We start from the raw sequence: 11,732 nt of genomic DNA, 5'->3' as shown, positions 1-11,732 counted from the left end.
GGTATGGAGGAACCGGAGCCATACTGACCAGAAGAAACGAATTGACAGAAAACTGTAGTCAAGAGTATAATCGTTTCATAACAAGAAACAAGGAATAGGAATTGAAGGTAAAGAATATGGATTATATAAAAAGTAACAGCCAGCCGGTTTCCGCTGATTATGTTTTCTTAAATCTTAGAAAACGAATTTTGAAACTGGAATTAGAACCAGGTACCAGAATCAGTGAAAACCAGATGGCAGATGAATACGGGGTGTCAAGAACCATCATCCGCAATGCTTTTGCAAGGCTCAATCAGCTGGGGCTTCTTACGGTATATCCCCAGAGAGGCACGTATGTAAGCCTGATTGACTTAAAGCTGATCGGGGATTTGCTGATTTTAAGGACTGCCGTGGAAAAGGAAGAGCTTTACGAGCTGTTGTCCCAGAGGGATGAACAGAAAATTGAAAGACTGGTAAGAGAATTGGAAGATAATTTGGAAAAGCAGGAAGCTTACCGGAATGTGGAGGGGTATGACCTGGAATTCCAAAAACTGGATTCGGCATTCCACCGGGCCATAGCGGAAAGTGTGGAACGGTATAATCTTATAAAATTACTGGAGGATTTAATGCTCCACATTTCAAGATGGCGGAATTTTGACGTGGCTCTTGGCAAAAGGATGCCTCACTTAATCGACGAGCACCAGAGGATCGTCAATGAAATCAAAGGCGGTGATTTTATAAAAGCCCAGCAGGCGATGGCGGATCATCTGGAAACCATATCTGAAATCAGAGATAAGGCAAAGGAAAAGTACTCTCAGTTTTTCATAAACATTTAATCGGACTGGCTTAGGAAAATGGTGGGAAATCTGCAGCTATGGGGTCTTATGGCTGTCTGCACCAATACGGCCGGTTATTTGTTATTAGGAAAAAGATTGTTACAAATTAGACGAGCATAGGTGGAACAGGGGCAAAACAATGCCTGGACCGATTTCCCTATATTGCTGGAGTATTGCTTTGTACTTAAAAAAAATCATTGACAAATTAGACAAATTTTGATAATCTATGCATGAAAAAATGTACCTTGTGACCTTTTATTTTTTGTTTCAACTTGTATACAAGGATACACTTTTTTCATGCCATTAACTTGTATACATGTATACATATATATTTTTTTCAGAAAGATTGTTATAAATTAAACAATCAGAAAGGAAATGACCATGTTCACATTAGGAGTTGACATTGGCTCTACCACCTCCAAAGCTGTTATTCTGAAGGATGGACAGGAGATTATTGCCACTTCCCTGATTGCTGCCGGGACGGGAACCGACGGGCCGGACCGGGCCATGGAAGCAGTGCTTGCGGCAGGAAGCCTTAAGGTGGAGGAGATCACTTCTGTTTATGCCACCGGGTATGGCAGAAAGCTGTTAAAAAATGCCGATGGGGAGATGAGTGAGCTGAGCTGCCATGCAAGAGGAGTTCATCACCTTCTGCCGGAAGTGAGGACCATTATTGATATCGGCGGACAGGATGCAAAGATACTTTCCCTGGGGGCCGACGGGCGCCTGGCGGAATTTTTGATGAATGACAAGTGTGCGGCGGGGACCGGTAGGTTTTTAGATGTCATGGCAGGAATTCTTCAGTTGAGGATTGAGGATCTGGAAAAACAGGCGGCCATTTCAAAGAGCACGGTCAAAATATCCAGTACCTGTACGGTATTCGCCGAATCCGAGGTCATTTCCCAACTGGCAAACGGAGTTGAGATTCCGGATCTGGTAGCCGGTATCTGTCAGTCAGTAGCCAGCAGGGTAGCATCTCTGGCCAAGCGGATCGGTGTGAAAGAAACAGTGTGCATGAGCGGAGGCGTTGCAAAAAATGGCGGAGTAAGAAAAGCCATGGAGCAGGAGCTGGGACTTGAAATTACCTATACACCAATGGCCCAGCTCATGGGTGCTTTGGGTGCAGCGCTTTACGCTTACGATAAATCATTATAGGAGGAATTTTTCATGGGTGAAGGTGAAACAAAACCGAAATTTACCGTTGATCCTAATTCAGCCAAATTTAAGCTGAATGAGATTGTGGTAAAGCATTACAAGGAGGTTCAGGAGGCAAAGGACAGGGGAGAAAAAATCGGCTGGTGTGCCAGCAATTTCCCCCAGGAGATTTTTCAGACTCTGGGAATTAAAGTGTGCTATCCTGAGAATCAGGCGGCAGCCATTGCAGCCAGAGGAGCCGGACAGCGGCTGTGTGAAGTTTCAGAAGCGGAAGGTTATTCCAATGATATCTGCGCTTACGCAAGAATCAGCCTGGCACATATGAAGGTAGGAGAGACACCGGAACAGAACATGCCCCTGCCGGACTTCGTGCTTTGCTGCAACAACATCTGCAACTGCATGATCAAATGGTACGAGAATATCTCAAAGGAGCTTGGAATCCCCTTAATTCTCATTGACATTCCCTTTAATCCTGACTATGAGGTTTCAGATGCCCAGGTGGCTTATGTAAAGAGCCAGTTTCTGGCGGCTGTGAAGCAGCTGGAAGAAATCACAGGTAAGAAATGGAGCGATGAGAAATTCAAGGAGGTCATGGAAATCTCAAACAGGACTTCCAGGGCATGGCTGGAGGCCACATCCTATACCAAATATACTCCATCCCCCCTTAACGGCTTTGACTTACTCAATCATATGGCAGTTGCCGTCTGTGCAAGAGGGACCGTGGAAGCGGCCGAAGCCTTTGAAACCCTGCTGGAGGAATACAAAAAGGCAGTGGAAGAAGGGACCAGCACCTTCCGTGCAGAGGAAAAGTACAGAATCATGTTTGAGGGAATTGCCTGCTGGCCTCATTTGAGAGCAACGGCTACCGGCTTAAAATCCCGGGGAATCAACATGGTTGCAACCATTTATGCCGATGCCTTTGGCTTCATTTATGATGACTTTGACGGTCTTATCCGGGCTTACTGCAATGTACCCAATGCCATGAACTTAGAGCATGCCAGGGATAAAAGGGAAGCCATTGTAAAAAAGACCAATGCGGAAGGACTTTTGGTACATACCAACCGTTCCTGTAAGCTTTGGAGCGGCTTCATGTATGAGATGAGCCGCCAGATCGGAGAGGACTGCCGGATACCGGTTACCTCATTTGACGGCGATCAGGCAGATCCCAGGAACTTCTCAGAGGCGCAGTATGAAACAAGGGTTCAGGGATTGACGGAAATCATGGAATCTAATAAAGGGGGGAAAGACTGATGGCAGCATTCAATGAATTACTGGAAAAATTTCATGAAATTGCGGGTTCACCAAAAAAACAGCTGGATTCCTATCTGGCCCAGGGAAAGAAGGTTGTGGCCTGTGTCCCTGTTTATACGCCGGAAGAACTGATCCATTCCATGGGGCTTGTTCCAATGGGAGCATGGGGAGGAGATATAGAACTGAAGGAATCAAAAAAATACTTCCCTGGATTTATTTGTTCCATCATGCAGAGCATTCTGGAACTTGGGATCAGAGGAGAATACAGCGGAATCTCAGCCATTGTGGTTCCTTCCCTTTGTGATTCTTTAAAGTGTCTGGGGCAGAACTGGAAATATGCGGTAAAGGACATTCCCTTTATTCCTATGACTTATCCCCAGAACCGGAAGCCGGATTCGGGAAAAGAATTTACAAAAGCTTCCTATGAGCGTATCATAAAAGATTTAGAGGCAGCAACCGGTATGACATTCAGCCAGGACTCCCTTGCCCGGTCCAATAAAATCTACAAGGAACACAATGAGGCAATGAGAAAGCTGACAGAGGTTCTGGAACAGCACCCCTCCATCACAGCAGTTCAGAGGAGAGATATTTTTAAAAGCGCTTATTTCATGGAAAAGGAAGAACATACGGCTCTTGTCTGTCAGTTCATGGAGGCTTTGTCACAGGTAGAGGAAACCGAAAGCAAAATCAGGGTAATTACCACCGGAATTCTGGCTGACAGCGATGGACTGCTTAAGATCTTTGATGAACACGGACTGCAGATTGTTGGGGATGATGTTGCCCATGAATCCAGACAGTACCGTACGGATGTGAATCTGGAGCTGGAACCATTGGACGGACTTGCAGATAAGTTTTCCCGTATGGACCATTGCTCCGTTCTGTACGACCCGGAAAAGAAGAGAGCCGGCTATATCGTTGACCTGGCAAAAAAATACAAAGCAAGGGGTGTGGTAGTTCTCCTGACGAAGTTCTGTGATCCGGAAGAATTTGATTATGTTATGGTGAAAAGAGCCTGCGGGGAGGCAGGAATTCCTATTATCCAGATAGAAGTAGACAGGCAAATGGTTAATTACGAGCAGGCAGGAACGATGATCGAAGCATTCAAAGATATGCTTTAACAGGGGGAATCCATATGCAGATATTTCTGGTACTTTTGAGTTTGGCATTGTTGATATTTTTATGTTTTAAGAAAGTTCCGATTTTCTTTGCAGCCGTGATTTCCGGTTTGTTCCTTTTACTCACAGCAGGAATGAATCCTGTAGAGCATTTTACCACAACCTATGTCCAGGGTCTGTCAGGATATTTTGGTAAATTTTTCTTTATTTTTATTTTAGGTTCTCTGTTTGGAAAACTGACGGATATCAGTGGTGCCGCAGATGCCATTGCTAAAGTAATTGTAGACAAATTGGGGGATAAGTTTATTATTCCGTCCATCATTATTGCCGGTGCGGTATTGACTTACGGCGGTGTGTCCGTATTTGTCTGTATGTTTACCCTGTACCCGCTTATGGTATCCATGTTTAAAAGAGGAGATATATCCAGAACACTGATTCCGGCGGTATATTTCGCAGGTGCAGGAACTTTTTCCTGTATGATGCCAGGCACTCCGCAGATTCAGAATCTTATGCCGGCTCAAATCCTGGGTACGCCGGCGACGGCTGCTTTGGTCCCCGGCCTTATAGCGGCAGCATTTGAAGCCATATTGGTATTCTGGTTTACACTCTGGTATGCAGACAAATGTAAGAAGAAGGGGCTGCATTTCGAGATGACGGAAAAAGACAGAATCATGTTGGAAGTAAAAGAGGGAAAAGAGCTTCCCAGCTTTCTGGTAGCCCTATTGCCGATGATCGTTTTGCTTGTATCTTTGAACGTATTTAAATATTCAGCGGAAGTGGCGTTGTTTTTAGGTTTTGTTTCCGGTCTGCTGTTTTATTATAAGCAGATTCCCTGGAAGGAGATCTGGCAGCATTTGGCTGACGGAACAAGAGATGGTACTGGTTCCTTATTCAGCACATCTGCAGTCGTTGGTTTTGGTTCATTGGTTCAGGTGACACCGGCATTTGATATATTAATTAAATCTGTTACAGGAATCGGCGGAAGCCCCCTCATTGCGTCTGCATTAGCAGTTACTTTGCTGGCGGGTGCATGCGGATCCGGTTCTGGCGGCCTTGGGATTACCCTGCCGATCATTAAGGATTATTTTATCCCTCTCGGAGTAAACGTAGAAGCATTGCACAGAGTATCCACATTAGCCAGTCTGGGTCTGGATTCTCTTCCCCATAACGGACTGGTAGTCACGGTGCTTAATATAACGGAGAACGATCATAGAAGTTCCTACTTTCCGGTATTTATCTCAACGTGTGTTATACCCTTAATTACCTTGGTATTTTTAATCATGCTGCTTTATCTGTTTGGTATGGCTTAATAGAAAGGAAGAAGAGCAATGTATATAAATTTTCCGGAAGTACATGTTCCGATACAGGGACTTGAACAGGTTACGCTGCCGAATATGGTCACGGTTCGTCAAAGCTATGATCCGGCCAGGGTCAATGATGTGGAAGCAACCATGAGAAGAGAGCTTGAGAAGGTACCCGGCAAGGAAGGATACAAAGGCAAAAGGATCTGTATAACCGCTGGAAGCAGGGGAATCCCTCAGCTTGATGTCATCATCCGTACCACCTGCGAGGTACTGAAAACATGGGGCGCAGAACCTTTTATCATCCCTTCGATGGGCAGCCATGGAGGAGGGACGGCTGAGGGACAGCTTGAGATGCTGGAGGGCTATCATATTACAGAAAAAAACATGGGAGTTCCCATCAGGTCTTCCATGGAGGTGGTGCAATATGACGAACTGAATGGAATCCCCCTTTATTGTGATAAGTATGCCTTTGAATCCGACGGGATTGTCATATTAAATAAAGTAAAACCCCATACGGATTTTCGTGGAGCGCATGAAAGCGGCCTGGCTAAGATGATTGCCATAGGTATCGCAAAGCACAAGGGAGCTTCCATGTTTCATAGCTTTGGATTTCACCGTTTTGCAGAATTGATTCCTCCGGTAGCTGAAAAGTTTCTGGAAAAATGTCCCTTTGCATTTGGAATCGGAGTAGTCCAGAATGCCTATGATGACATTTGCAGCATTGAGGTATGCAATAAAGACAACTTTATGGAAACGGATGCAAGGCTGCTTGAGACAGCGAAACAGAAGCTGGCCAAGTTCCTGTTTAATGATATCGATGTGCTGATCATTGATGAGATCGGAAAAAACATCAGCGGGAACGGCCATGATCCAAATGTAACCGGAAGAAATATCACACGTACATTTGGGGATACTCTCAATTTGAGAAAGCTGTTTATCCGGGGGATTACTCCAGAGGCACACCACAACGGATGCGGCCTTGGATCGGCGGACATAACGACTCGCCGCTGTCTTAATTCGGTTGACTGGGAAGTTACATGGACCAATGTCTTAACAACAGGGATTATGGATGCTTGTCCTATTCCCCTGTATGCCAATACGGACAAGGAAGCACTTCTCATGTGCATCCGGTGCTGCCACAACTTAGATTACAAGAAGGTCAGAGCTGTTCGGATCAAAAACACCTTGTGTCTGGAGCAGATACAGGTTTCTGAGGCTCTGTATGAAGACATTAAAGATATTGACGGGATTTCCTATGTAAGCGGACCGGAGCCTATTTCTTTTAATGAAGAAGATATGATGGATTAACAGAGAAACCGACGATAGAAAAGATATGCTTTAACAGGAGGAGAAAGACATGATCGATAAAAATAAAATGCCGGTAGCGGTGGGCGTTGCATTCGTATGGTTTACAACACAGTTTGGCGGAGGGTTTGCTTCCGGTGCACAGCTTGTCCAGTATTTCGTTGCATTTGGTATCTGGGCGCTTATTACCCCCATTCTGGCTCAGGCCATCGGAGCCGTGTTCCAGTGGTACGGACTTCGGTTTGCCAAGATACACGATGCCTATGATTACAGAACCTTCAACAACAAGTTCTATGGAAAATTTGCTCCTATATTTTCCAACCTTTATGAGATTGTATACATATTATTGCTGTGCCTGGCGCCCTCTGTTGCATTTGCTACCGGAGGCTCCACCATGAAGTCCCTGACCGGAATCCCCTATATGGCCTGCACCCTGATCATAGGCTTGTTTATCTTTGTGGTGACCATTTTCGGAACTGATTTCGTGAGAAAAGCTGCTTCCACACTGTCTGTTATTATTATAGCCGGTCTTTTGATTGTGTACATACCAAACATTATTGTAAGCTGGGGCGATATCGTTAGCAATATCAGGACCTTAGGAGCGGATCCTGCACCAGCCGGTCCCGCTTTGTGGAGCTGCTTTATTTACGGTTCCTTCCAGCTTGCGTCCATTGGATTGTTATACCAGCATGCACAGTCCTTTCAAACAGAAAAAGAAGCTGGAAAAAGCATGATTTATGGATTTTTCGTAAACTCCGGATTGATCATGCTTTCCACCTTGGGAATTATGGCGATTGCTACGAATCCGGAATTATCCAAGGATCCACTTCCTGTTATTACTCTGATCAAAGGAGGCGTGGGAGCCGGCTTCATGAATCCCATGATTTCCATACTCATTATTTTAGGAGCCGTATCAACGGCGGTAAACATGATCGCCGGAGCGGTCCAGAGAGTTGTGGTTGCGCTTGAAAAGCCTGAGGAAAGAAGAAATGACGGAAAGCCTACGGCAAAGACCCTGATCTGCGCATTGCTGTGTACCATTCTTGCCTTTTCGATTGCCCAGTTCGGCCTTCTTCCGCTGGTAAAGGTAGGATATGGATATTTGGGATATGTGACCATAGTCGTGGTACTGGTTCCGTTCCTGATCCGGATGATCGGAGAAGCCATGGGAAAAATAGAGAAATAACTGAAAAAACCATGGGACAGAGGTTAGCAGGAGAATGAATATGACAGGCCTTTTATCAGAAACAATCGGAGAGCTGCTTCATAAGAGAGCTGCTCTTACGCCAAAAGCGGCAGGAATCTGTTATGAGGACAGAAGGTATTCCTGGAAAGAGGCGGATGAAATTTCGGATTTTTGGGCAGTTGACTTTATTAGAAAAGGAATTTCAGGGGGGAAACATGTGGCACTGTGGGGGATTAACAGCCCGGAATGGATCATGGCATATTTTGCTTTTATGAAAGCCGGAGCGGTTGTTCTTCCCATCAATACGTGTTATAAGGAGCAGGAGCTGATCCGGACTTTAAAAGAAGGAGATGCGGATTATTTATTCTATGGAAAGGGCTGCGGCAATGCAGATTATGCCCCGGTCATATCAAAAGCAGGCCTGGATCGGCCCGGCAGCTTTTTAAAGGGAATCGTTTCCCTGGAACATCTGCCTGTATGTGAGTTGCGTGGCAAGAGAGAGGAAGACAATCGGCTTTTAAAAGAAGCAGAACAAAACCTGTCCTTTCAGAATACCGCCAATATACTTTTTACCTCCGGTACCTCCGGCGTTCCCAAAGGAGTGATGTTAAGCCACGAGAACCTGGTCAACAATTCTGCAGAAATGGTACGGTCCCTGCACTGGAACGAAAGTGACCGCATGTGCTTATCCGTCCCCTTGTTTCACTGCTTTGGCATCACAGCGGGCATTTTGTCCGCTGTCCATGCCGGAGCAGCAATGTATGTAAATCAGTATTACAAGTCTATTGGAGTAATGGAAAACATACAAAAAAATTCCTGCACCATTTTAAACGGTGTTCCCAGCATGTTCCTGGCCATGGTGAAGAACAGCAGAAGAAGCGAATACGATTTAAGCTCCTTAAACAGCGGAATTATCGCAGGATCTGCAATCCATCCGTCAGAATATATCAATATCTGCAAGGAACTGAAGATGGAACATCTGCAGCCTTCCTACGGGCAGACCGAGTCTTCCCCTGCCATTACCATGACCGGCTATAGGGACCCGATTTGCCGAAAGGCATTAACGGCAGGAAAAAAGATACCTTACACGGAATTAAGGATCTGGGATGATGAAAGAAAGTGCGAAGCAGAGACCGGCAGGGTGGGAGAAATCCAGTCACGTGGTTATCACATCATGAAGGGCTATTACAACAGAGAAAAAGAAACGGAACGGGTGCTGGATGAGGAGGGCTGGCTTCATACCGGAGACTGCGGTTATCTGGATGAAGATGGCTGTCTTTACATGACCGGGCGGAAAAAAGAACTGATCATCCGGGGCGGTGAAAACATAGCACCAGTGGAAATTGAAAACTGCATCCTGGATCTTCCGGAAATCAAGGATGTGAAGGTGGTAGGAGTGGCTGCCCAGGTACTTCAGGAGGAAATTGCTGCCTGTATCATCATGGAGCCCGGGGCAGAGTTTTCGGAAGAAAGGGTCAGGGAACAGGTCCGGCAGAATCTGGCGGATTACAAGGTTCCCAAATATGTTTGTCGATTTGACTCATTTCCTTTTAGTAACAATGGCAAGGTCATAATCCATGAGTTACGGCAGGAAGTCGAGAAACGGTTAGCGAAAAGAGGTTAAGGAGGAAACAACATGTATTTTACGAAACAGCATGAGCTTGTCAGGAAACTGGCAAGAGAGTTTGCGGAGAAAGAACTGACCAATGAGATCCTGGATGAGGTGGAAGAAAGCGGGACCTTTCCGGAGGAAATTCTTTATAAAATGGGAAAGGCCGGATTTTTCGGCATTAAGACACCAAAGGAATACGGAGGCTCCGGTGGTGATGCCCGCTGTTACGTGCTGGTAATGGAGGAAATAGCAAGAGTCAGCGGAGTTGCAAGCATTTATGTGTCCTCTCCCAATTCCCTTTCCGGGGGACCTCTGTTATTATCCGGTACAGAGGAACAGAAACGAAACTATCTCCCCTCATTGATCAGCGGGAATAAAAAGCTTTGCTTTGCCCTGACGGAACCGGGAGCGGGTTCCGATGCAGGCGGTATGCAGTCCACTGCTGTAAAGGATGGGGATTCTTACATATTAAATGGAAGAAAGACCTTTATTACCATGGCACCGCTGGCAGATTATGCGGTAATCTATGCCAAAACGGATATGACAAAAGGAACCAAAGGAATCAGTGCTTTTATTGTGGATATGAAAAACACTCCCGGAATTTCCTGTGGAAAGCCGGAGCATAAAATGGGTGTCATCGGATGCGCTACCAGTGATATCATTATGGATAACGCAAGGATTCCGGCAGAGAACCTTCTGGGTGAGGAGGGCATGGGCTTTATCAATGCCATGAAGACCCTGGATACCGGCCGGATGGGAGTAGCCGCCCAGTCCATCGGTGTTGCCCAGGGGGCGTTGGATGAGGCAATCAAATATGCAAAGGAAAGGAAACAGTTTGGAAAAAGGATCGGGGATTTTCAGGCAATTGCATTTATGATTGCAGATATGGCGACAAAGCTGGAAGCGGCTAAACAGTTGGTGTATAAAACCGCTTACTTAATGGACACCCATCAGCCTGCCAGTATGGAAGCCTCCATGGCAAAGTACTATGCTTCTGAGGTATGCAACGAAATCGCTTCTAAAGCCCTTCAGATCCACGGCGGTTACGGATTTATCAAGGATTATAAGATCGAGCGCATGTACAGGGATTGCCGTGTGTTCACCATTTACGAGGGTACCTCACAAATCCAGCAGCTTGTGATTTCAGGAAAACTGCTTAAGAAATAATGACTACACGGAAGGAGTAATAAGACAATGAAGATTTTGGTTTGTGTGAAACAGGTGCCGGATACCAATGAAGTAAAGATCGATCCGGTAAAGGGTACATTGATCCGTGACGGAGTTCCCAGCATTTTAAACCCTGATGATGCAAATGCCCTGGAAGAGGCATTGAAAATAAAAGACGAAAAGCCTGGAACAACGGTCTCTGTTATTACCATGGGACCGCCTCAGGCCGACGATATGCTGCGGGAATGCCTGGCAATGGGAGCAGATGAGGCTTATCTGCTCAGTGACCGCGCTTTTGGCGGGGCCGATACCTGCGCTACCTCTACCACCATTGCTGCAGGCATTGATAAAATCGGAGATTATGACATTATTTTTGCAGGACGCCAGGCCATAGACGGAGATACGGCCCAGGTGGGTCCCCAGGTGGCCTGGAGGCTTGGGATCCCGGTGGTGACCTACGTTCAGGATGTGAAGCTGTGCGAAGGAAAGGTAATTGTACAAAGGCAGATGGAAAACGGATATGAAATACTGGAGGTCCAGACACCATGCCTTCTTACGGCGGTAAAGGAATTGAATGAGCCGCGTTACATGAGCATCGGCGGTATCATGGACGCATATGCAAAAAAGGTTACCATATGGAATCATGAGGATGTGGGACTGGATCCAAAAGACTGCGGTTTAAATGCTTCCCCGACCCAGGTTTTCCGTTCCTTTACCCCTGCTCCCAAGGGAAAGGGAGAGATGCTTGCCGGAACAGTGACCCAAATGGCAGATCTGCTGACAGAAAGACTGAAAGAGAAGCATTATCTTTAATACCCAGGA

General features: G+C 46.0%; 10 protein-coding genes. All 10 read left to right on the top strand.

Annotated features, from left to right (window positions below; all coding sequences use genetic code 11):
• The first annotated feature begins 116 nt into the window (after window positions 1-116).
• The 10 genes from CLOSA_RS15095 (at window position 117) to etfB (ending at window position 11,723) form a co-directional block, all read left to right on the top strand.
• Entirely contained in the window at window positions 117-815 is a 699-nt protein-coding gene (locus CLOSA_RS15095) for a GntR family transcriptional regulator (RefSeq protein WP_013273630.1), read from the top strand.
• 381 nt (window positions 816-1,196) lie between these two features.
• Window positions 1,197-1,970, top strand: coding sequence for an acyl-CoA dehydratase activase (locus CLOSA_RS15090; RefSeq protein WP_013273629.1), 774 nt, complete (start codon window positions 1,197-1,199; stop codon window positions 1,968-1,970).
• Between the two features lie 12 nt (window positions 1,971-1,982).
• Window positions 1,983-3,221 carry a 2-hydroxyacyl-CoA dehydratase subunit D gene (locus CLOSA_RS15085; RefSeq protein WP_013273628.1) on the top strand — a complete coding sequence of 413 codons (1,239 nt, stop codon included), beginning with the start codon at window positions 1,983-1,985 and terminating at the stop codon, window positions 3,219-3,221.
• Window positions 3,221-4,339, top strand: coding sequence for a 2-hydroxyacyl-CoA dehydratase subunit D (locus tag CLOSA_RS15080; RefSeq protein WP_013273627.1), 1,119 nt, complete (start codon window positions 3,221-3,223; stop codon window positions 4,337-4,339). Before CLOSA_RS15085 ends, CLOSA_RS15080 begins: the two co-directional genes overlap by 1 nt.
• Window positions 4,340-4,353: 14 nt before the next feature.
• Window positions 4,354-5,646 (top strand): GntP family permease, encoded by a 1,293-nt coding sequence (locus tag CLOSA_RS15075; RefSeq protein WP_013273626.1) that lies wholly within the window; start codon window positions 4,354-4,356, stop codon window positions 5,644-5,646.
• Window positions 5,647-5,664: 18 nt separating this feature from the next.
• Window positions 5,665-6,948: a nickel pincer cofactor-dependent isomerase, group 22 gene (locus tag CLOSA_RS15070; RefSeq protein WP_013273625.1), complete on the top strand. Its 1,284-nt coding sequence runs from the start codon at window positions 5,665-5,667 to the stop codon at window positions 6,946-6,948.
• A 49-nt stretch (window positions 6,949-6,997) separates the two neighbouring features.
• Entirely contained in the window at window positions 6,998-8,131 is a 1,134-nt protein-coding gene (locus tag CLOSA_RS15065; protein WP_013273624.1) for a YkvI family membrane protein, read from the top strand.
• A 40-nt stretch (window positions 8,132-8,171) separates the two neighbouring features.
• A complete protein-coding gene (locus tag CLOSA_RS15060) occupies window positions 8,172-9,755 on the top strand; it encodes a class I adenylate-forming enzyme family protein (protein WP_013273623.1) in 1,584 nt (527 codons plus the stop codon).
• 12 nt (window positions 9,756-9,767) lie between these two features.
• Complete coding sequence (locus tag CLOSA_RS15055) at window positions 9,768-10,910, top strand: acyl-CoA dehydrogenase family protein (RefSeq protein WP_013273622.1); 1,143 nt, start codon at window positions 9,768-9,770, stop codon at window positions 10,908-10,910.
• Between the two features lie 27 nt (window positions 10,911-10,937).
• On the top strand, window positions 10,938-11,723 hold the full coding sequence (gene etfB, locus CLOSA_RS15050; RefSeq protein WP_013273621.1) for an electron transfer flavoprotein subunit beta: 786 nt from the start codon (window positions 10,938-10,940) through the stop codon (window positions 11,721-11,723).
• The last annotated feature ends 9 nt before the right edge of the window (window positions 11,724-11,732 follow it).

This window comes from [Clostridium] saccharolyticum WM1, from assembly GCF_000144625.1.
Lineage (GTDB): Bacteria > Bacillota > Clostridia > Lachnospirales > Lachnospiraceae > Lacrimispora > Lacrimispora saccharolytica.
Note: the sequence above shows the minus strand (reverse complement) of the source record. Positions and strands in the feature narration are given on the sequence as shown.

What these genes read in the sequence shown, in the direction of transcription:
- CLOSA_RS15080 (WP_013273627.1), top strand. Translation starts at nt 3,221, where the DNA reads ATGGCAGCATTCAATGAATTACTGGAAAAATTTCATGAAATTGCGGGT.
- etfB (WP_013273621.1), top strand. Translation starts at nt 10,938, where the DNA reads ATGAAGATTTTGGTTTGTGTGAAACAGGTGCCGGATACCAATGAAGTA.
- CLOSA_RS15070 (WP_013273625.1), top strand. Translation starts at nt 5,665, where the DNA reads ATGTATATAAATTTTCCGGAAGTACATGTTCCGATACAGGGACTTGAA.
- CLOSA_RS15060 (WP_013273623.1), top strand. Translation starts at nt 8,172, where the DNA reads ATGACAGGCCTTTTATCAGAAACAATCGGAGAGCTGCTTCATAAGAGA.
- CLOSA_RS15085 (WP_013273628.1), top strand. Translation starts at nt 1,983, where the DNA reads ATGGGTGAAGGTGAAACAAAACCGAAATTTACCGTTGATCCTAATTCA.
- CLOSA_RS15090 (WP_013273629.1), top strand. Translation starts at nt 1,197, where the DNA reads ATGTTCACATTAGGAGTTGACATTGGCTCTACCACCTCCAAAGCTGTT.
- CLOSA_RS15075 (WP_013273626.1), top strand. Translation starts at nt 4,354, where the DNA reads ATGCAGATATTTCTGGTACTTTTGAGTTTGGCATTGTTGATATTTTTA.
- CLOSA_RS15065 (WP_013273624.1), top strand. Translation starts at nt 6,998, where the DNA reads ATGATCGATAAAAATAAAATGCCGGTAGCGGTGGGCGTTGCATTCGTA.
- CLOSA_RS15095 (WP_013273630.1), top strand. Translation starts at nt 117, where the DNA reads ATGGATTATATAAAAAGTAACAGCCAGCCGGTTTCCGCTGATTATGTT.
- CLOSA_RS15055 (WP_013273622.1), top strand. Translation starts at nt 9,768, where the DNA reads ATGTATTTTACGAAACAGCATGAGCTTGTCAGGAAACTGGCAAGAGAG.